Origin of the sequence: Agreia sp. Leaf335 (genome assembly GCF_001423605.1) — a bacterium.
In the GTDB taxonomy this organism is placed as follows: domain Bacteria; phylum Actinomycetota; class Actinomycetes; order Actinomycetales; family Microbacteriaceae; genus Agreia.
Map to the genome: position 1 here is coordinate 1 of NZ_LMOQ01000004.1, position 20259 is coordinate 20259.

The following is a 20259-nucleotide window of genomic DNA, read 5'->3' on the forward strand; positions in this document are numbered from 1 at the left end:
CGCCGGCCTCCTGAACGACACGTTCAAGACCGACGCCGTCAAGGCCGGCCTCCTCGTCGGAGTCGCCAAGATCACCGTCAACACCAAGTAACACCCCCCGCACAACCAGAACGGCCCGCCACAAACGTGGCGGGCCATTCTGCTACCCCGAAACTTTCCCAGCCCGATGATGCAAAGATCGATCAGTGAGAACAGTTCTAACCCTTGCCGCCACCGCGGCAGTCGCGGCAGCCATCGGCTTCGCGACGACCCAGTTGCAACTGTTCACCCGCGATGACGCTCCGACCTTCATCGTCGTCATCGGAGCGGCCTGGATCTTCTTCGCCCTCGCCTTCCTCGCGCTGAGAAAGGTCCCGGCACGTCACGTGACGGCGGTCATCATTGCCGGATCGCTCGCCATCGGCGGGGCAGCGCTGCTCGGGCCGCCGAACACCAGCACCGACTCCGCTCGCTATGCCTGGGACGGCATCGTCACGAACGCCGGAGTCTCCCCCTACGCACACATTCCCGTGGCCGACTCCACGAAGGAGTTGCGCCCCGACTGGCTCTTTCCGACCCCCGCCGGCACGGCCGTCGCCGACAGCGCTGCCGCCGGCAAGAACGACGTCGACCACGACGCGGACTGCCCCGGCGTCGGAAACCGCTACAACGACACCAAGTCCTCGCCTTCGCGAGAGCTGCTCTGCACGGCGATCAACCGGCCGCACGATCCCACGATCTACCCGCCGATGGCCGAGCTCTACTTCGCTGGCGTACGCGCGCTCGTCGATCCGAGCGTCCAATACTGGCCGTTCCAGGTCGGCGGCCTGCTCATCTCGCTCGGCGTCACTTGGATGCTGCTCGTCGCCCTGCGCCGCCGCGGCATGGATCCGAGGTGGGCGGCCCTCTGGGCCTGGTGCCCCCTGGTCGCGACGGAGGCGATCACCAACTCGCACGTAGACGTTCTCGGCGTGGCGCTGGCCCTCGCGGCCAGCCTGCTCGTCGCATCCGGCAGACGTGTCTGGGGCGGCATCGCGCTCGGCGCGGCCATCGCGACCAAGCTCATTCCCGTGATCGTCGCCCCACCCCTCTTGAAGAAGCGGCCCCTCACCCTCATCCTGGTCTCGGTCGCCACGTTCGCCGCGCTCTACGTTCCCTACGTGCTGAGCTCGGGCATCAAAGTGCTCGGTTATCTTCCCGGATACCTGTCCGAAGAGGGCTACGAAGACGGGACCAGCTTCGCCCTGCTCTCGACGGTCCTGCCCGGCAAGTCCGCGGTGATCGTGGCCGCGCTGCTGATCGCCGTGATCACGGGGCTCACCTGGTGGCGCGCCAGCCCGACGTCGCCGTGGCTGCCGCAGCTGGTGCTGATCGGCAGCATCCTGATCATCGTGAGCCCTCGCTACCCCTGGTACGCGCTGCTGCTCATCCCCTTCATCGTACTCAGCCAGCACTGGGAGTGGTTCGCCGTCGCGCTGGCCCTCACCGTGCGCCTGTTCGTGCCCACCGTCGACGTGATGCGCGGCGGCCTCGCGCTGGCCACGGTCATCGTCGTTGCCGCGTGGTTCTATCGGCAGCACCTCGCTCAAGGCGGCGGCCTGCACCTACCGGGCAGGAGCCGGCTCTCGAGCCGGCCCGACGCATCCGGTCGTATCAAGGAGGTGTCATCGTGACGCGCGCAACCGCATTGCTGGCTCGCCGCATCGAGATCCCTCTCGTGTCGCTCGCGGCCATCGTGATCGTCGTCATCGGCAGCGACACCCCGTCGATCTGGTACGACGAAGCAGCCACGATCGTGTCGGCGACGCGCACCTGGCCGGAACTCTGGGCGATGCTGCACACGGTCGACGCGGTGCACGGGCTGTACTACGCCTTCATGCACGTGTGGTTCGACATCGTCGGCTACTCGCCGTTCACGCTGCGGCTGCCGAGTGCGCTCGTCTCGGGCGGCACGGTCGCGCTCACGATGCTGCTCGCCTCGCGCTTCGGGACTCGCGGGTTCGCGCTGCTCGCGGGAGTCGTGCTCATCACGATCCCGCGCTTCACCTGGGCCGGAATCGAGGGTCGCTCGTATGCCCTGACCGCTCTGCTCGCCGTCGCACTGACCCTGCTGCTGATGCGGGCGCTCGACGCTGCCCGAGCCCCGTCGACCCGCTGGGCGGCCGTCTGGCCTTGGCTCGCGTACGCCGGCGTGGGGCTCTTCTCGGTGGGAATCTTCGTCTACCTGTCGCTCATCGTGGTGGCACACGCCGTGACGGTCGTGGTGCTCACGATCTCGGGCACCCTCACGCGTCGGCAGCTGTTCGCTTTCGTCTGCACGGTCGTTCCGCTCGGGGTGGTCTGCATCCCCTTCGTGCTCATCGTGGCCGGGCAGTCGGGCCAGCTCGCCTGGATCGACCCGATCAGTCAGCGCACGCTCACCGGAATCCTGGTCACCCAGTTCGCCCCGCGCAACGCGCCGTTCGCGATCTTCACCTGGATCGTCGTGCTCGTCGGCATCGTCGCCTTCATCGTGGCCCGGCGCTCGTCCGCGACGCGCGCCCGCGCGGCCCGCGACCTGATGGCGTGGGTGCTGCCGTGGCTGGTCGTGCCGACCGTCGTGCTCGTGCTCACCTCTGTGCTGATCACCCCGCTGTACTCGCCGCGCTATCTCACGTTCCTCATGCCCGCCTTGGCCGTGGCCATCGCCGGGGGCATCGTGGGCCTCGGCCGGTTGACCCGACTGGCGGCTCGGCTCTCGAAGGGCCCGCGTGCGGCCCGGATGCGATCGGTTCCGTGGACGGCGTTGGCCGCGGTCGCGGGCGTGCTCGTTCTGGCCCTGCTCACACAGCCGAGCTACGCGGGTCAGCGCGTGACGGGCGCGAAGCAGAAGGCCTCGTGGTCGCAGGCCGCCTGGCGCGTGGGCGAGGTCGCCTCGACCTTGCCGGCCGGCTCCGATCCCGCTGTTGTCTTCGGAAGCGTCGCGTGGCATCCGACCGCCACCGCACGGGTCGTCGAGTACTCGTACCCGTGGGCGTTTACCTCGCTCGACGATGTCGCCCTCGACAAGCCCGTGGGCTCCCTGCCCCGGCTCTGGGAGACGTCGAACCCCGTCGACACGCAGATGCTCGAGGGGCACGACACGGTGATCCTGGTGTCGAGCGGCCGCGACCGCGAGGTCAACGAGCAGGCGATCGAAGATGCGGGCTTCGCCGAGTCCGACAGCTGGCACTACCCGAACCTCTGGGTGAAGGTCTTCACCCGCTGACCTTCGTAGCGCTGATCACCGATCCTGTAATCAATTCAGGAGGAGCGTGTGGTCGACGCCACTATCCACGAGGCGGGCGTCTCCTCCTGAATCAGTAACAGGAGTCACGAAGGGCGAACGGGACCCGTCGTCGATCCGACGTGGAGCTCGCAGGTGAACGCGATCGGGGTGTCCGGACGCTCTCCCGATAGCAGCGACGTGACCGCGGCTCCCGCGGCGTGGCCCTTGGCGCTGGCGGGCTGCACCATCGTGGTGAGGTCGTGCGCGAAGCCGTCGATGCGGATTCCATCGAAACCGATCACGCTCACATCCACGCCGACCACCAGCCCTAGCTCTTCGACGGCCTCGATCACTCCGACGGCCAGAAGATCGGCCTGCGCCACGATGGCGGTGGGCCGTTCGGATGCGGCGCCCGAGAGCAGTGCCGTCGCCGCACGCCGACCGTCTTCGGGGGTGTTGTGCGCCGACGAGTAGGCCGGCGCATCCGGGTACACCTCTCGAGTGCCCAGCAGTCGCTCGCGGGTGACCGACACGGCGATAGGCGTGTCGTCGTGGATGGGGCCCGCAGGCTGGCCGTCGGCCGTGCCCAGAGTCGCGATGGCAACGCGCTCGTGGCCCAGCGACTGCAGGTGCCGCGCGGCGACCACCGAGGCCGCGCGGTTGTCGAGGGTCACCTCGACGAGTTCGGGGCGTGAGGGCCCCTCGACCGAGACGACGGGAATGTCTCGACGACCGAAGACCTCGATCGAGTGGTCGACGCGGGTCGAGCATCCGAGCAGGATCACGGCGTCGACGGCGGCGGTGTCGATCGTGGCCGCGCCCTCGCCCGAATCGGTGAGCAGCAGCAGGCCGGCGCCCTGCGGGCCGAGGGCGGTGGCGACTCCGTCGAGGGTGATGGATGTCACGGGGTCGCGGAATGCGTACAGCAGGCTGCCCTCGAGAACGACACCGATGACGCCGCTCCGCCCCTGACGCAGCGAGCGCGCCCGAGGGTCTGGACCGTCGTAGCCGAGCGAGGCCGCGGCGGCGAGCACGCGCTGGCGCGTCGCATCCGACACGGGGCCCGAACCGCTGAAGGCGATCGAGGCTGTCGACACGGATACGCCTGCAGCCTTGGCCACGTCTGCCAGGGTGGGACGGCGGGTGTGTTGATCGCTCGCAGTCATGTTGGTAGCGTAGTCGAATCGATTCGATCTCGCGCGATACCGCTCCTCCGACTCTTCAGGACACCCCATGACCACTCCCACGAGCGACGTCGCCGTGCATCCGCAACGCACTCTCATCGCCTGGCGCAACGCGGTCTTCGTGATCTTCATCCTGAGCGGAGTGAGCATCGCCACCTGGGTCGCGAGGCTCCCCGCCATCCGCGACGGACTCGAGCTGAACACCGCCAACGTCGGCGTGCTCATCTTCGGAATGTCGGCCGGCTCGGTGGTCGGACTCATCGTCGCGCCCGCCATCCTGCGCCGCTTCGGGCCGCGCGCCGGCATCACCTTCTGCATCTCGCTGGTCGCCACGGGCCTCGTTCTCATCGGAATCGGCGGTGGCCTCGTTCCCGCCGTGACCATCGCTTTCATCGGCCTCGTGCTCTTCGGCTTCGGCAACGGCGCGTGCGACGTGATGATGAACGTCGAGGGCGCGGCAGCCGAGCGAGCCATCGGCAAGACGCTGATGCCCCTGATGCACGCCATGTTCTCTGGCGGAACAGTTCTCGGCGCCGGCATCGGCGCGCTGGCCTCCGGTCTCGCCATCCCGGTCTTCGCCCATCTGGTCACGATCGCCGTGATCCTCGTCGTCGCCGTGATCGCCGCCGTCAGGTTCATCCCCCACGATCTGGATGCCGCAGATCAGGCCGATGCCACGGCCTCGGCCCCGCGCATCCCGCTCGGCCAGCGCCTCAAGGCGAGCCTGGCCGTCTGGGCCGACGCCCGCCTGCTGCTCATCGGCGCGGTGATGCTGGGCATGGCCTTTGCCGAGGGCAGCGCCAATGACTGGATCGCGATCGCGACGGTCGACGGTCACGAGCAGTCCAACACCACGGGCGCCATCGTCTTCGGCATCTTCGTCGCGGCGATGACCGTCGGCCGTGTCGCGGGCGGCCCTCTGCTCGACCGCTTCGGGCGCGTTCCGACGCTGCGCGTCACGGCGGTCATCGGCATCGCGGGGCTGCTGCTCTTCATCCTCTCGACCGACATGTGGGTCACGATCATCGGCGCGATCCTCTGGGGCATCGGTGCCTCACTCGGATTCCCCGTGGGCATGAGTGCGGCCGCAGACGACGAGAAGAACTCGGCCGCACGCGTGAGCGCCGTGGCGATCGTGGGCTACACCGCGTTCCTCGCCGGTCCGCCGCTGCTTGGATTCCTGGGCGAGCACTTCGGCATCCTGAACGCCCTCTACGTGATTCTGGCGCTGCTGGTGCTGTCGTTCTTCGCCTCGCCGGCAACCCGCGAGCGCACGTATACGAAGTAGGTCCGCCGGGCTGACGCCCCGCAACGATGTTGGTTTGCGATTTTATGTAGTACATTTGCTACATGGCAAAGCAAAAACAAGACGGAGAGCCGCCGTTCTACACGCGGCTCCCCGTCCTCCGGGCCGAGCGAGGTCTGAGCAGAAAAGAGCTCGCCGACGCGGTCGGAGTTCACTACCAGACCGTCGGCTACCTCGAGCGGGGCGAGTACAGCCCGAGCCTCGTGCTCGCCTTGCGCATCGCCCAGTTTCTGCGCTTGCCGCTCGACGCGGTGTTCTCGCTGCAGCCGTTTGCCACCATGTCCGAACAGATCTACCCCACCCTGACCAGCCGAGAAGAGGAATAACCATGTCCCCCACGAACAGCTACCAGGAACGCCGCGCGGCCCGCCTAGACGACCCGTCGATGGAAAAGCTACGCAATCCGAAGGCGCGACGCGCTCTCGCTGCAGCCCTCATCGGTGTGTTCATCGTCGAGATCGCGGCCTTCTTCACTGTCGGCCTCATGCCGATCGGTGTGTTCATCGGCATCATGGTCGTCGTCATCTTCGCCGGCGTCATGCTGCTCGGCGCCCTCAAGGCGTCGACCCGCGGGGTCGAAGAACTTTCGCCCGAGGTTCTCGACGAGCGCCAGGCTCAGCTGCGCGGAGAGATCTTCTCGCGCTCGTACTGGGCTCTCGCTACGGCGTCACTCCTCGCCTGCCTCGCGACCGTGCTGATGGGCCAGTCGTGGTGGCCGCTCGACGAGATCACGGCCGTGCTAGTTCTGGCCCTTCTCGTGCAGGTGATCGTCACCATTCCCACCTTCGTCACGGCCCTTCGCGTTCGGGTCTGACGAGAGGGTCGACAGGGCGCGGCTACACTCGACGGGTGCGTCTCGTCATTGCGAACTGTTCCGTCGACTACGCAGGCCGCCTGAGCGCGCACCTGCCGCTGGCCACCCGACTCCTGATGCTGAAGAGCGACGGATCGATCCTGGTGCACTCCGACGGCGGCTCCTACAAGCCGCTCAACTGGATGAGCCCACCGTGTTACATCACCTTCGACGAGCCCGATGACGTGCAGAAGGATGCCGGCATCACCCAGCTCTGGAAGGTCACGCAGAAGAAGACCGACGACGTTCTGGTCGTGAGCATCTACGACGTACTGCACGACTCCTCGCACGAACTCGGCATCGACCCCGGACTGCAGAAAGACGGAGTCGAGGCGCATCTGCAGAAGCTGCTCGCAGAGCAGATCACCCTGCTGGGCGACGGGCACACGCTCGTTCGCCGCGAATACATGACCGCCATCGGGCCCGTCGACATCCTGGCCCGCGATTCTGGCGGGGCGGCCGTGGCCGTCGAGATCAAGCGTCGCGGCGACATCGACGGCGTCGAACAGCTCACCCGCTACCTCGAACTGATGAACCGCGACCCCCACCTCTCGCCCGTGCAGGGGGTCTTCGCGGCGCAGGAGATCAAGCCGCAGGCCCGCACCCTCGCGCAAGACCGCGGCATCCGCTGCGTAGTGCTCGACTACGACGCCATGCGCGGCCTCGACGACAGCGACTCCCGACTCTTCTAGGAGCCCCCATGGCCAAGCGCCCCATTCCGTTTCCCCGCAGCTACGTCAACACCGCCGTACGCGACGCCCTCGTGGCATTCGAGGCCGAACCGAGCGTGGCCGGCATCCAGAAGGTCCTCTCGCTCGCGACGTCGGGCGGGTTGGTTGTGGATGTGACGGGCTCGACTCCCGAGTCCGGCCCGCGTGTGCGCACACTCACCTCCACAGACGGCCAGCTGGTGCTGCCCCTGTTCACCAGCCTGGCCGAGCTCGGGCTCGCGGTGCCCGAGGCGGAGCGCGCCGAGGTGCAGGGCACGATCCTGTCCGGCCGCGACGCCCTCGCGATCGTGCAGAGCGCCGACATCGTCGCCGTGCAGTTCGACCCGGGCAGCCGCCAGATCATCGTGAAGCGCAGCTTCGTCGACGAGGCGCTGGCCACTCCCGCTCCCTGAGCCTACGAAGGGCGCGTCGGTAGAGTCATTTTCATGGAACCAGACAAGAGCGCGCTCAAGCTGCTTCCGAAACCGCTCGTCAACAGCGCGGCACGGGTCGCCACCGTCAACGCCACTCTCGCCGGGGCCCTCACCGCCATCGGGTTCGTCGTGCTGTGGGCGCCGCTCTATCTGCTTCGAGAAGACGGCCAACTCGTGCTCGCGCCGTTCGTGTTCATCTGCATTCCGGTGATCTGGTACTTCGCGATCCGCGCCATCGTCTTTGCGCGGCGCGGGCTGCGCTGGGCGTCGACTCCCGAGGCCGCGGGCGCCACCGGTCTGGGAGCACTGGCTGCCAGGAGGAGCCTCATCGGCGGCATCGCCGCGGTCGTCCTTCCGGTTCCGCTGTTCCTCTTCGGGGGTCTCCCGATGACGCTGCTCGGACTCGCCTGACCCGGCGTATCCGCTCTAGCCATGCATACTGAGTCCATGTCCCGCGTGCAGCGCATCGTCACCGCGTCCGGCCTGATCCTGATCGCCGGGTTCGCCCTCGTCGTGACTGCAAGCCAGATCGGCGTGACCTGGTACAGCGCACCCGACGAAACCGGCGTCGCCACCAAGCAGGTGGCCGTGTTCGAGCCAGCGGTCGTCGGCACCGTGGTGGCCGGTCTCGCGGCCGTGGCGCTCCTCGCGTTCCTGCTCGTCGCCATCCGGCGGGTCTTGTCGCGTCGGATGTGGGCGACGGCTCTCGGGGTCTCGATCGCCGCCGTGGTCGCGGCCGTGCTCGTATCGACGGCGAGCCGCCCGACGTTCTAGCGTCAGGCTCGCCGACTCCGCACCGCGGACTCGATCAACGAGCCCTAGCTCACGTGCACGTCGGGGCGGCGCGTGCGCTTCGGCTCGGCCCGGCGCAGCACCTCGCGGGTCACCGGCGCGACCTCGCCGCCACCCGTGATGAGGTACTTGAACATGTTCGAGATGGGGTTTCCCTCGGTCCACTCGAAGTAGATGTCGGGCACAGTCCCCGTCAGATCGCGGATGGAGAGCAGCACCGTGGCGATCGTGTTCGGAATGTTGCCGCTGCGAACCTCGAGCACCCGGTTTCCGTGCTTGACGACGCCGCGCACCTCCAGATCCTCCTCGAAGTTCGACGAGTCGCTCGGGTACACCTCGAGAAAGATCACGGGCCGTCGCGACGGAATTCCGCTGTCTCGTCGCTCTTCTGAGATCTTCTGTCGATACTCGCTCGCGCTGCCGTCGTCCGGCTCGTTGGCCACGATGAGAACCTGGTCGTAGGCATCCGCGTCGGCCAGCACGAAGTCCTGCGCCCTCTCGTCCAACGTGACGCTGGTCGCGCGCAGCTGGAACGAGCGCTGCACCCGCGACACGATCGACACCACCAGGATGCCGAGGATGAACAGCGCCGCGATGCGCACGCCATCGGGCCGCTCGAAGACATTCGTGATGGTCGTGTAGACGAAGACCACGGCGATCGCGCCGAATCCGAACGTGCGCTTGCGCTGCTTCTTGTGCAGGGCAGAGAGGGTCACGGCCACAGATGCCGAGGTAATGAGCACCAGCACGCCGGTCGCGTACGCGCCACCCTGCGCATCCACGTTCGCCTGGAACACGATCGTGATCACGAACGCGATCAGCGTGAAGACGATCACCATCGGCCGCACGGCGCGCGCCCACTGCGGCGCCATTCCGTAGCGCGGCAGGTAGCGAGGAACCAGATTGAGCAGGCCGGCCATCGCCGAGGCGCCCGCGAACCACAGGATGCAGATGGTGCTGATGTCGTACGCCGTGCCGAACGCGGGCCCCAGGTATTCGTGCGCGAGGTACGCGAGGGCACGCCCGTTCGCCTCGCCGCCCGCCTTGAACTTCTCTTGCGGAATCAGAAATGTCGTGACGATGCTCGATGTGATGAGGAACGTCGACATGATGATCGCGGCCGTCGTGAGCAGTCGCTGCGCGCCCCGGATGCGACCGGCCGGGTCGGCCTCGGTGTCGCCGGGCTTTCCCGAGATCTGCGGCATGACCGCGACGCCCGTCTCGAAACCGGAGAGGCCGAGCGCGAGCTTCGGGAAGACGATGAGGGCGATGCCGACCATCACGACAGGGTTGCCGTGTTGAGCGGTGAGCGCCGCCCACCAGTCGGTGATCACCACGGCGTTCTCGGCCACGTGCCCGATCGATACGGCGATGACGATGGCGTTGAGCACGAGGAACACCGCGACCAGCACCACGGCGATGTTGATCGCCTCTTTGAAGCCGCGCAGGAACACGGCGGCGAGCAGCGCCACGAGAACGAGCGTGATCACGACCTCGTTGCCGTGGAACCAGCTCGGTGCGAACGGATTCTCCACGGCGTGCGCCGTCGCATCCGCCGCCGAGAGCGTGATCGTGATCATGAAGTCGGTGACCGCGAAGCCCAACAGCACGAGCACGAAGAGCTTGCCGCCCCACCACGGAAGCAGGCGCTCGAGCATGGCGATCGATCCCTCACCCCGGAAGCTCTCACGGGCGACTCGCCTGTATACGGGCAGCGCCCCGAACAGGGTCAGCAGCACGAGCACGACCGTCGCGAAGGGAGACAGCAGACCCGCTGCGACGGCAGCGATCGCCGGCTGGTAGCCGAGGGTCGAGAAGTAGTCGACTCCGGTGAGGCACATCACGCGCCACCACGAGTGCGTCTTCTCGATCTTCGCGGCGTGCGGGCCCTGGTGCGCGCCCGAGTCGTCAGCCAGGCCGTCGAGAAGCCAGGCCCCGAAGCCGCGCCGCCGCGCAGGAGTAGTCGTCATGAGTACAGCTTGCATGGTTCTGCTGACGCGGATTCACTCAGATGCACAGCATCACTGCAGTCCTAACGAATTCCTAACGCATGCCCGTGGTCAGCCACAGGGCCACCGTCGCCAGTGGCACCGTCAGCAGCACTACGCCGAGACCCGCCAGCATGAACTTCGGCCACGACAGCGTCACCCCGAGAGAGGTGATCTTCTGGTGCCAGAGCAGGGTCGCCAGCGAGGCCCACGGGGTGACCAGCGGGCCGAGGTTCACGCCGATGAGCAGCGCCGCGAGCCGCACGGGTGAGTGACCGATCGGCTCGAGAACCAGGTAGGCGGGCAGGTTGTTGATCGCGTTCGACGAGACCGTGCCGAGGGCAGACAGCTGCAGCAGGCTCAGCAGATCCGTTCCGTTTCCGCCGATGTTCGAGATGAAGGCGGTGAGGCCACGCGCGTGGGCCGTCTCGACGAGCACGAAGAGCCCCGCCGCGATTCCCAGAGGCTGCCACGGCACGAGCTTCAGGCTGAGGGCGCCGGGGCGCCGGATGCCGAACAGCACGACGATCACCACGGCCGCGGCGGCGGCCGGAATCCAGACGGGCAGGCCAGATACCAGCAGAGGAAGCAGCGCGGCGACCACGATCGCGCTCACGAGCAGCAGTGTGCGATCGGGAGCGCGCTCGACGGGCGGCGCCGAGTAGCGTCCGCGCAGCTCCTTGCGGAACATGAGGCTGAGCACGATGACCGGCACCAGGATGCCGACGGCGGCAGGAGCGGCGACGAGGGCCGCGAATCCGGCCGGGCCACCGACATCCATTCGCCCTTCGGCGAGCAGATTCGTGAGGTTCGAGACCGGCAGCAGCAGTGACGCCGTGTTGGCCAGCCACACCGTCGCGAGTGCGAAGGGCAGCGGCGGCAGGCCGGCGTGCAGAGCGAGCAGCACGACGACGGGGGTCACGAGAACCGCCGTGGTGTCGAGCGAGAGGAAGATCGTCGAGACCACCGCGAGCGCCAGCACGAAGAGCCAGAGCAGGATGCGGCGGCCGCGGCCCCAGCGCGCCAGACGGCCGGCGAGCGCCGAGAAGACCCCGGCCTCGGCGGCGAGCTCGGTGACGATCGTGATCGCGGCGACGAAGCCGAGTACGGGCACGACCCGGTCGGCGAGCACCAGTGTGTCGCGCCACGGCAGGATGCCGGTGGCGATGACCACGAACGACGCCGCCAGAAGAGAGACGACGACGATGAGACCGCGACGACCGGGGGGCGAGGGCGTGGAGGCGGAATCCGACGCGGCCGAGGAATGCTGTTCGATGAAGGTGATTCTATGACTCGATTGCTGACAGCGAGGCGCGAGAAGGCTTCATCAGAATCTCTTCGCGACAGCGTTCGCGACGGCTGCGATGCCGGCGAGGAGAAAATCGATTCCGTCGATGTACTGCTGTCTGTCGTCGTGCTGGGCAAGCTGGTCTGCCATCCGGCCAGAGAACGGGTGCGACGCGGCGGTCGCCTCCTCTTTCCAGCCGTCGGCGATGTCTCGAAGAAATGCGATGCGATCGAGATCCTGCGCGAGGCGAGTTGCCGATGCGTGCTGGCCGGCGACGCCCAGCACGAAATTGAGCAGGCTCGAGGCCGCGGTGAACTGGTAGCGCTCGTCGACGCCCAGCGCATCGAGGTGCGTGCCGATGGCTTCGAACATCTCCAGGAGCGCGGCCTGCCATGGTTCGCGCGAGAGCTGCGTTCCGACCCAAGGATGAGCGCCGAATAGGTCGAAGAACGCGAGCATCACCGCGCGAATCCCGTTCTCGCCGTCGACATCCGTCGGCACGTCCGCGAGCGCGTCGACCACGAGTCTGCGTGCCGCGGCGGCCAATATTTCCTGCTTGCTCGCGAGGTGGTGGTAGATCGCGCCCGGTCCTGTCTCGAGCACATTCGCCAGAGCCCGGAAGGTCAGCGCGTCCTCGCCCTCTGCGTCGAGCACCGCGATCGCCGCATCGATGATGGCGTCGGCAGACAGTGCATCGGTTCGCCGCGACCGGCGAGCGGGTGTCGGGGATGGCATGCACCCATCTTGACACACGATGGAACGACGTTCCATAATCGTCTTTGGAACACCGTTCCAACAAGAGAGAAGGATGTCATGAATAAGAATCAGCCCGGCGTTGTCCTGCGGTTCCAAGCAAAGAAGGGTGAGGGTGACGCTCTGTTCACTTTCGTCACCGACCTGCACTACACCGGGGATCCCGATGGCCCCGTTGACTGGGTGCTCAGCCGAGATGACGAGAACCCCGATGTGATGTGGGCGTTCGAGTTCTACCGCGACCAGGAGTCGTTCGACCGGCACTATGACGATCCGTCGCTCGACGAGCCCCACCAGCGCATCTTCGACATGCTGGAGAGCCGAGAAGGACTGGACTCATCGATGAGGGTGGACGTGCACGTCGTGTCCTCGAGCTAAGCGGCGCGACGGCCACTATTCGGATGCGCGTAGCACCTCGGCCGCGACGGCGACGGTCTTGCTCGGCTCGCGGCCCAGCAGCCCAGCGAGGTCGTCTCCGGTGCGAGCAAGAAAACCATGCCTGACAGCAGTGTGGATCGAGATGAGCATCGCCGGCTGAAAGGGTTTCAGTTCGGCGTGATCGAGTTGCTCGCGCCGCTCCTGCAGCGTGATGTCGATCAGCGTCACCCCCACGTGCGCTGCGACCTGATGAGCCGTGATCGGCGCACCGGTGAGCTCGTACGTCTGCCCGGAATGCGCGGACGCATCCATTGCGACCACGGCGGCAGCCTCGGCGAGGTCTCCGCGGGTCGCCGCGGCCAGGGCCCCCTCGCCGAAGGCCGACGTCAGGCCCGCCCCCGACCACTGCAGAAGCGAGCCGAACAACTCCGCGTAGAGGCCGTTGCGCAAGATGGTCCACGACAGCGCGCTCTGCTGCAGTCGACGCTCCGTCCACCGATGGGCGAGAGCGAACGCGAGATGGTCTCCCTCGCCGACGAGACTCGTGTAGACCACGTGAGCCACTCCATCGCGCTCAGCCGCAGCGATCACGGCCTCGTGCCGAGCGATCACCACGTCGTCCTCCGCTTCGCCGGCAGAGACGAGAACCAGGGTGTCGACGCCGGTCAGAGTAACGGTGTCTGGTCGGTCGAAGTCGAGTGCGCGGGATGCGCCGACGCCGCCGCGACTACTCGCGGTCACGGGCGCGCCGCGGTCGATGAGGTGAGACAGGATGGCGTGGCCGAGCTTGCCTGTGGTGCCGGTGACGAGGATCAACAGATCGCCTTTCGTGGTTCTCTTCGGTAACTAGGCTGATTCTGTTCCGACAGCTCACACCGTCACAAGAAGGCACTTCTATGTCACTCACGCACACCGAAGTAACCGCAGACCTCGAGCCGTGCGCGAAGGACGAGCATCCTGACTGCGGCATCCGCGACGTGCTCGACCGGGTGGGCGATAAATGGTCCGTTCTCGTGGTGGTCGAGCTCGCTTCCGGCACCCGCAGATTCCGCGAGCTGCAGCGCGCGATCGACGGAATCTCGCAGCGGATGCTGACCCTCACCCTTCGACGATTGGAGCGCGATGGTCTGGTGGAGCGCACCGTCTATCCGACGGTGCCCCCGCAGGTGTCCTACGAACTCAGCGACTCAGGTCGAAGCCTGACTCACCTCGTGAAGGCACTGGCCGACTGGTCGATCCAGCAGCGACCCGCGATCGCCGCGGCCCGGCATCACTACGACGTATCCCACCCGGGGCATGTCATCCACTGACGCCGAAAGCCCGCAGTACCGAGGGCCTCCCAATAGGATGTCTGCGATGACTAGCCACGCCCCTTCCAAGCCCTGGTCGACGATCCTGTTCGATCTCGACGGCACGATCACCGACTCGGCCCCCGGCATCCTGAACCGGCTGGCGCGCACTCTCGAGGCTCTCGGCCACCCCGTGCCGCCGCCCACCGAGCTCGTCAAGTTTGTTGGTCCGCCGATTCTCGACGGCTTCCGCGCGGTCGCCGACATCGACGCGGCGGGAGCGCAGGAGGCGCTCGTCGTGTACCGCGGACTCGCCGCCACAGACGGGCCCGAGGGCGACAGCGTGGTCTACCCCGGAATCCTCGGGATCCTGCGCGAGATCCACGCGGCGGGCATCCCCCTCGCCATCACGACCTCGAAATCAGAGGTGCAGGCCGTGCGCATTCTGCAGCACCTCGGCATCGCCGACCTCTTCGCGACCATCACCGGCTCGAGCGAAGACGAGACCCGCAGCGCCAAGGCCGACGTGGTCGCCGAGGCTCTCGTGCGCCTGCGTGCAGAGAACGTCGATCTGTCGAACATGGTTCTGGTGGGCGACCGCCATCACGACATCGAGGGCGCGGCCGAGCACGGCATCCCCACGATCATGGTGGAGTGGGGCTACGGCTCCCCCGCCGAGGCGGCCGGCGCCATCCACGTGGTGCACTCCATGGATCAGCTGCGCGCGCAACTGCTCTAGCGGGCTCCGCCAGCACGTTTCAGGGTCGCCACCACCGGGCGGTGATCGCTGCCGGCCGCGTCTTCAGTACTCAGCACGTGCGCCTCGACAGCGCTCCAGCCGCCCGTAGTGAGCACGTGGTCGATCGGGGCCGCGAGAAGCGGCGGCAGCGAGGTGGGCCAGCTGCCCTCGGCGCCGCCGCCCGCCTCGGTGAGTGCGTCCGAGCATCCGCCCAGCGGGCCGAGATGATCGAGCGTCGCATTCAGGTCTCCCCCGAGAACGAGCTCGGGCTGATCGCAGAGCGACAGCACCCAGTCGACGTCGCTGCGCCACGACGACATGATCGATGGCAGCGGCGGCATCGGATGCGCCGCTGCGATCACCGGCCCGGTTCGGTCGGCGGGCCGCGCGACGACGCTCGGCATAGCGCCCGTGTCGCCGAGTTCGTCGGTGACCTCGTACTCGCCGAGCTCCTCCGACACGAGCAACGCTGTCGGCGGGGTCGCCGAGGGATCGCCGCGCTCGGCAGCGAAGACCTGCATGGGCCGACCCGCCGCATCCATGGCTCGACCCACGGCCTCGGCGGTCTCGCGCGAGGTCTCGGGCAGCGTCAGCACAGTGGCGCCCTCGCCGACAGCCACGCGGGCGATGTCGTCGGCCGACACGGTGTCGTAGGTGTTCCAGGTGAGAATGCGGATGCTTGTGGCCGGGTCGATCGTGTCGGTCGCGGAGCCCGTCGCCGCCTCCGAACTGAACCCTCGGCTGGCCTGAACGGTGACGTTTGCCCCCGCCGCGAGCAGTGCGATCGCGGCCAGCCCACCGATGACCGCGCGCGTCGTGCGGGCCCGGCGCCGCAGCATCCAGAACAGCAGCGCGCCGACGAGACCGAGCATCAGGAAGCCGATCGCGAGCATCCCGCGGAAGGCGATCAGCTGCGCGAAGACGAGCTGGCGTTGCACCCCGAACAGCCCGGGCGCGCTGACGAGCAGCGCTGCCGCAGCGCAGACCACGAGCAGAACAATGCGACCCCACATGACGCCCGACCCTACCGGCTGAGTATCCGCGCCTTCTCGGAGCATCCGCTGCTGGTCGACCGGGCGCCGATGCGCCTAACCGGCGCGGGTGCTCGACGCGATGCGGGCACGCACCGCCGCTGCCGCGCACACCACCACCACGAGGGCGCCGAGCCACACCAACAGGTCGAGGCGCTCGCCCACGATCAGCGCCGACCAGACGATCGTGAGCACCGGCTGCACGAGCTGAATCTGGCTGACCTGGGCGATCGGCCCGATGGCAAGGCCTCGATACCAGGCGAAGAATCCCAGGAACATGCTCACCAGCGCGAGGTACCCGAACGCCAGCCAGTGCGACGCATCCGCCTGAGGCCAGCCATGAGTCGTGACCGAGACGGCCGTCAGCGGAATCATCGCCGGCAGCGCCACCACGAGCGCCCAGCAGATCGTCTGCCACGAGCCGATTTCGCGAGAGAGCAGGGCGCCCTCGGCGTAGCCGACTGCGGCGAGCACCACCGCGCCGAGCAGCAGCAGATCGCTCGGATGCAGCCCTTCGAGGCCGCCGCCCGCGAGCGCGATGAACGCGATCACAGACGCGACGCCCGCGCCCGACGCGACCCAGAAGGTGATGGATGGCCGCTCTTTCGCGCGGATCACCGCCGCGATGGCCGTCGCGGCGGGCAGCAGGCCGATGACCACGGCGCCGTGAGCGGCGGGAACGGTCTGCAACGCGAAGCTCGTGAGCAGCGGGAACCCCACCACGACTCCGATCACGACGACGCACAGACGCAGCCACTGAGCGCCTTTGGGCAGGCGCTGCCGAGTAGCGGCGAGCACGAGTGCGGCGAGGGCGGCCGCCACGACGGCACGCCCGGCGCCGATGAAGAGCGGGTCGATCTGTTCGACCGCGATGCGCGTGAATGGCAGCGTGAACGAGAACGCGAGCACGCCGACAAACCCGAACACGAGTCCGGCCCGCGTCATCCGCGTGCGACCTGCAACCGTCGATAGCGCTGGTGCAGACGAGGTGGTAGCGCTACTGTCTCTAGTCATGAGCGACGATAGCACTTCGACGATCGAGCGTCACCTGCGCCGATTCGTCGAGTCTCGGCCGGCGGGCTCACGCTTGCCCTCGACGCGCGCTCTCGTCGCCGAGCACGCCGCGAGCCCCGTGACTGTTCAGCGCGCGGTGCGGCGTCTGGTCGGCGAGGGCCTCATCGAGACGCGCCCCGGCGCAGGCAGCTTCGTGGCCCGACCACGTGCCGTACGGCAGGCCGACTTCGCGTGGCAGACCACCGCCCTCGGCGCGCCCCGCGTCGACACGTCTGCCGTCGGCACGGCCATGGCCGCGGTCGGCCCGTCTGTCATCGCGATGCACTCGGGCTATCCCACAGAAGAGCTGCTTCCGGGTCGTCTCGTGCGCGCGGCCCTCGTGCGTGCCTCGCGCGGGGCATCCGCTCTGAGCCGAGGGCCGGTCGACGGCCTGCCCGAGCTGCGCAGCTGGTTCGCCGCGGAGATCGCTCCGGTCGGAGCATCCGCGCCCGCCCCCGTCTCGAGCGACGACGTCATGATCACGCCCGGCGGCCAGAGCGCACTCGCCTCGATCTTCCGAGCTCTCGCGGCCCCTGGCGACGCGGTCGTGGTCGAGTCGCCCACCTACTGGGGTGCCATCGCCGCCGCGCGGCAGGCCGGCTTGCGCATCATTCCGGTGGCGCGGGGATCGCGCGCACCGTCGGCGGCAGACCTCGACGAGGCGTTCGCGGCGAGCGGGGCGCGCCTGTTCTACGCACAGCCGCACTTCGCGAACCCCACGGGTGCACAGTGGAACCCCGAAGAGCGCCGAGACATCATGTCGGTTGTCAGGGCGCGGGGCGCGTATCTCATCGAAGACGATTGGGCGCACGACTTCGCCATCGAGGGCGACGTTCTGCCCCTGCTCGCCGAGGATGCCGACGGGCACGTCGTGTACATCCGCTCGCTGACCAAGAGCCTCAGCCCGTCGTTGCGGGTCGGCGCCGTCATCGCGCGGGGGCCGGCGCTCGCGCGCATCCAGGCCGATCGAACGGTCGACGACCTCTACGTGAGCGGCGTGCTGCAATCGGCAGCCGTCGACGTGCTGCGCGATCCAGGATGGCGCGGCCACCTCGTCCGGTTGCGTTCCCAGCTGCGCGATCGCCGAGACGAGCTGGCCCGCCAGGTCGAGGCGCATCTCGGGCCGGACGCGCTGACGTTCGTGCCGCGCGGCGGGCTCAACCTGTGGGTGCGTCTCGCCGACAACGTGGATGTCTCGGGTCTGGTCGAGCGCAGCCGGAACGCCGGCGTGATGGTCGCGCCTGGCGCCGACTGGTTTCCGGCCGAGCCGACCGGTGCGTTCATCCGCCTCAACTACTCGGGCGCGAGGCCCGAGCAGTTCGCCGGAGCGATGGAGACGGTGGCGGCGCAGCTCGCTGGTCGCTGAGCATCCGCGCCCTTTCGGCGCATCCGCTGCTGGTCGACCGGGCGCCGATACGCCTAACCGGCGCGGATGCCGCTACGCGTCGCGCGGCTTGCGGGCCTCCTCGTGGGCTGCCCGACCTTCGGCCTGCACCTCGCGGAGCACGGCGACGCGCTCCCGGTATTCGGCCGCGTCGATCTCGCCACGCGCGAAGCGCTCCGCGAGAACGACCTCGCCGAGGTGCCCGCCGAGTCCTCGGCCGCCGCGGAAGCCGCGCGGGCCGAAGTGGCCGCCGCGCCCGCCGAAGCCGGGTCCGCCGAACGGGAAGCCGGGGCGCTGGCCGCGGCGATCTGAATTGCTGTTGTTGTCTGTCTCGGGCTCGTGGCCCTCATCGAAGTTGTGAGTCATGGTGTGTTCCGTTCTAGGGATCGTGGGCGGCCGTTCTGGCCGCTGAGATAGATACTCCTCCGATCCTCCGCAAACGGAATCCTCCCGCGGGATGCACCTCGCGCACTCCCCCGGAGGTAGCGGCGGCGTTGTCAGTCGCGGCGACCGAGCAGGTACGACGTGATCTGGGCGGTGAGCTCTGCGTCGATCGAGCGCTCCACACCGTCGAGGCTGTTGATCGGCGCTGCCTGTCGCACGCTCGACACCAGCCACAACGCGTCTGCCGAGAGGAGGTCGGCGACCGGGATGACCGCGTACTCCGTGTTCATGCCCTCAGCTTGCGCGAACTCGAAGACGCTCGCCTGGGTCGTACCGGGGAGAATGCCCTGATCTGTCCGAGGAGTCAGGAGCGTGTCGCCTTTTCTCAGAATGACGTTCGCCGTCGGGCCTTCGAGAACGAAGCCGTCGCTCGAGGTGAAGATCACGTCGTCGGCGTCGCGGCGCTCGGCCTCGCGCAGCGCCGCACGGTTGATCGCGTACGACAGGGTCTTGGCGCCCTGGAGCAGCCATGGCGACGTCTGCGCCACATCGTGCCTCAGCCCACGATCGAGGGTGACGACCCGGATGCCGTCGGTGCGCGCGCTCGTGAAATCGGCCGCCGTCGCAGCGTAGACCCACCCGGTCGGCACTCCCGTGCCCTCGATGCCCCGGGTCAGCACGGTCTTGACGTAGAGCTCGGCGAGGTCGTCGTGGGCCTCGATCGCGGCGAGTATCGCCTGGCGGTAGAGGCCGAGATCCGGCTCGGGCAGATCGAGGAGCCGGGCAGACCTCGCGAAGCGGTCGAGATGCGCCTCGAGCGCCTGCGCGCGGCCGTCGCACACGCTGATCGTCTCGAAGATGCCATCGCCGCGAGTCACCCCGAGATCCATGACGGAGACGTGCGGCGCGTCGGGATCGGCCCTCACGCATCCGGAATCGGCAGAGACGAGAAACAGGACGGGGCGCGACGAACTCATACCAAGAAGCTACTCGCACCCGGGGATGTCCGGGGCTAGCATCGAGCCATGATCGTCGTGACAACCAATGAGATTCCGGGCCACCGCATCGATGCCGTCTTCGGCGAGGTCATGGGCCTCACCGTGAGATCACGCGATATCGGCGCGCAGTTCACCGCCAGCTTTCGTGCCCTCGGAGGCGGCGAGCTTCCCGAGATGACCAAGGCTCTCTACGAGAGCCGCCAGGAGGTCATGCACCGCATGGTCGTCGAGGCCGAGAGCAAGGGGGCGAACGCCATCGTCGCCATGCGCTTCGACACGTCGGAGATGGGCACGAACTGGACAGAGGTCTGCGCCTACGGAACCGCCGTCTTCGCCATTCCGCTCGGTCGCGGCGAGGCCGGCGCCACGGGTCAGTCGGCGTACCTCGTCGAGTCCGCCGCGGGTGCCCAGACTCCGCCCGCGGCGGATCAGGCGTGACCTGCCTGAATTGAGAGGCGTCGCTGCGTAG

At 67.9% G+C, this 20259-nt stretch carries 23 protein-coding genes; 14 read left to right on the forward strand and 9 right to left on the reverse strand.

Annotated features, from left to right (window positions below):
- Positions 1-185: 185 nt before the first annotated feature.
- Positions 186-1652, forward strand: a complete 1467-nt coding sequence (locus ASF79_RS14490) for a glycosyltransferase family 87 protein (protein ID WP_055856205.1) — start codon at positions 186-188, stop codon at positions 1650-1652.
- Entirely contained in the window at positions 1649-3226 is a 1578-nt protein-coding gene (locus ASF79_RS14495; protein ID WP_055856208.1) for a glycosyltransferase family 39 protein, read from the forward strand. Before ASF79_RS14490 ends, ASF79_RS14495 begins: the two co-directional genes overlap by 4 nt.
- 104 nt (positions 3227-3330) lie before the next feature.
- On the opposite strand, the gene ASF79_RS14500 is transcribed toward ASF79_RS14495, so the two are convergent.
- Positions 3331-4392 carry a LacI family DNA-binding transcriptional regulator gene (locus ASF79_RS14500; RefSeq protein ID WP_055856211.1) on the reverse strand — a complete coding sequence of 354 codons (1062 nt, stop codon included), beginning with the start codon at positions 4390-4392 and terminating at the stop codon, positions 3331-3333.
- Between the two features lie 67 nt (positions 4393-4459).
- Here ASF79_RS14500 and ASF79_RS14505 point away from each other — a divergent pair, with 67 nt between their 5' ends.
- From ASF79_RS14505 to ASF79_RS14535, 7 genes are all read left to right on the forward strand, one after another.
- Positions 4460-5698, forward strand: coding sequence for an MFS transporter (locus tag ASF79_RS14505; protein WP_055856214.1), 1239 nt, complete (start codon positions 4460-4462; stop codon positions 5696-5698).
- A 62-nt stretch (positions 5699-5760) separates the two neighbouring features.
- Complete coding sequence (locus ASF79_RS14510; protein WP_055783066.1) at positions 5761-6042, forward strand: helix-turn-helix transcriptional regulator; 282 nt, start codon at positions 5761-5763, stop codon at positions 6040-6042.
- 2 nt (positions 6043-6044) lie between these two features.
- Positions 6045-6530, forward strand: a complete 486-nt coding sequence (locus ASF79_RS14515; protein ID WP_055856216.1) for a hypothetical protein — start codon at positions 6045-6047, stop codon at positions 6528-6530.
- A gap of 35 nt (positions 6531-6565) precedes the next feature.
- Positions 6566-7261 carry an endonuclease NucS gene (gene nucS / locus ASF79_RS14520; protein WP_055783061.1) on the forward strand — a complete coding sequence of 232 codons (696 nt, stop codon included), beginning with the start codon at positions 6566-6568 and terminating at the stop codon, positions 7259-7261.
- Between the two features lie 8 nt (positions 7262-7269).
- Positions 7270-7692, forward strand: coding sequence for an SseB family protein (locus tag ASF79_RS14525; protein ID WP_055856217.1), 423 nt, complete (start codon positions 7270-7272; stop codon positions 7690-7692).
- Positions 7693-7725: 33 nt separating this feature from the next.
- Entirely contained in the window at positions 7726-8124 is a 399-nt protein-coding gene (locus ASF79_RS14530) for a hypothetical protein (protein WP_055856220.1), read from the forward strand.
- Between the two features lie 36 nt (positions 8125-8160).
- The gene (locus ASF79_RS14535) at positions 8161-8487 is read left to right on the forward strand and encodes a hypothetical protein (protein ID WP_055856223.1); all 327 of its coding nucleotides are present in this window, start codon (positions 8161-8163) and stop codon (positions 8485-8487) included.
- A 44-nt stretch (positions 8488-8531) separates the two neighbouring features.
- Here the strand turns inward: ASF79_RS14535 and ASF79_RS14540 are convergent, their stop codons facing one another.
- The 3 genes from ASF79_RS14540 to ASF79_RS14550 all read right to left on the reverse strand — a co-directional run bounded on the left by ASF79_RS14540 (position 8532) and on the right by ASF79_RS14550 (position 12516).
- A complete protein-coding gene (locus ASF79_RS14540; protein WP_235500778.1) occupies positions 8532-10475 on the reverse strand; it encodes an amino acid transporter in 1944 nt (647 codons plus the stop codon).
- A gap of 73 nt (positions 10476-10548) precedes the next feature.
- Positions 10549-11769 (reverse strand): SLC13 family permease, encoded by a 1221-nt coding sequence (locus ASF79_RS14545; protein ID WP_442853868.1) that lies wholly within the window; start codon positions 11767-11769, stop codon positions 10549-10551.
- Between the two features lie 51 nt (positions 11770-11820).
- Positions 11821-12516 carry a TetR/AcrR family transcriptional regulator gene (locus ASF79_RS14550; RefSeq protein ID WP_055856231.1) on the reverse strand — a complete coding sequence of 232 codons (696 nt, stop codon included), beginning with the start codon at positions 12514-12516 and terminating at the stop codon, positions 11821-11823.
- A 78-nt stretch (positions 12517-12594) separates the two neighbouring features.
- Between ASF79_RS14550 and ASF79_RS14555 the strand changes: the two genes are divergently transcribed.
- Entirely contained in the window at positions 12595-12912 is a 318-nt protein-coding gene (locus ASF79_RS14555) for a putative quinol monooxygenase (RefSeq protein WP_055856233.1), read from the forward strand.
- Between the two features lie 15 nt (positions 12913-12927).
- On the opposite strand, the gene ASF79_RS14560 is transcribed toward ASF79_RS14555, so the two are convergent.
- The gene (locus ASF79_RS14560; protein WP_055856237.1) at positions 12928-13728 is read right to left on the reverse strand and encodes an NAD(P)H-binding protein; all 801 of its coding nucleotides are present in this window, start codon (positions 13726-13728) and stop codon (positions 12928-12930) included.
- A gap of 80 nt (positions 13729-13808) precedes the next feature.
- Between ASF79_RS14560 and ASF79_RS14565 the strand changes: the two genes are divergently transcribed.
- A complete protein-coding gene (locus ASF79_RS14565; RefSeq protein ID WP_055856239.1) occupies positions 13809-14222 on the forward strand; it encodes a winged helix-turn-helix transcriptional regulator in 414 nt (137 codons plus the stop codon).
- A 46-nt stretch (positions 14223-14268) separates the two neighbouring features.
- A complete protein-coding gene (locus ASF79_RS14570) occupies positions 14269-14940 on the forward strand; it encodes an HAD hydrolase-like protein (protein ID WP_055783044.1) in 672 nt (223 codons plus the stop codon).
- Here ASF79_RS14570 and ASF79_RS14575 read toward each other — a convergent pair.
- On the reverse strand, positions 14937-15953 hold the full coding sequence (locus ASF79_RS14575) for an endonuclease/exonuclease/phosphatase family protein (RefSeq protein ID WP_055856243.1): 1017 nt from the start codon (positions 15951-15953) through the stop codon (positions 14937-14939). The genes ASF79_RS14570 and ASF79_RS14575 overlap by 4 nt on opposite strands.
- Positions 15954-16028: 75 nt before the next feature.
- Positions 16029-16916 carry a DMT family transporter gene (locus ASF79_RS14580; RefSeq protein WP_235500780.1) on the reverse strand — a complete coding sequence of 296 codons (888 nt, stop codon included), beginning with the start codon at positions 16914-16916 and terminating at the stop codon, positions 16029-16031.
- 67 nt (positions 16917-16983) lie between these two features.
- On the opposite strand from ASF79_RS14580, the gene ASF79_RS14585 reads away from it, so the two are divergent.
- A complete protein-coding gene (locus ASF79_RS14585) occupies positions 16984-18390 on the forward strand; it encodes an aminotransferase-like domain-containing protein (RefSeq protein ID WP_055856248.1) in 1407 nt (468 codons plus the stop codon).
- A gap of 72 nt (positions 18391-18462) precedes the next feature.
- Here ASF79_RS14585 and ASF79_RS17730 read toward each other — a convergent pair whose 3' ends face one another.
- Both ASF79_RS17730 and ASF79_RS14595 read right to left on the reverse strand, forming a co-directional pair.
- Positions 18463-18774 carry a hypothetical protein gene (locus ASF79_RS17730; protein ID WP_055783032.1) on the reverse strand — a complete coding sequence of 104 codons (312 nt, stop codon included), beginning with the start codon at positions 18772-18774 and terminating at the stop codon, positions 18463-18465.
- Between the two features lie 131 nt (positions 18775-18905).
- Positions 18906-19769, reverse strand: coding sequence for an aminodeoxychorismate lyase (locus ASF79_RS14595; protein ID WP_055856251.1), 864 nt, complete (start codon positions 19767-19769; stop codon positions 18906-18908).
- Between the two features lie 48 nt (positions 19770-19817).
- Between ASF79_RS14595 and ASF79_RS14600 the strand changes: the two genes are divergently transcribed.
- A complete protein-coding gene (locus ASF79_RS14600) occupies positions 19818-20228 on the forward strand; it encodes a YbjQ family protein (protein WP_055783028.1) in 411 nt (136 codons plus the stop codon).
- Positions 20229-20259: the final 31 nt, after the last annotated feature.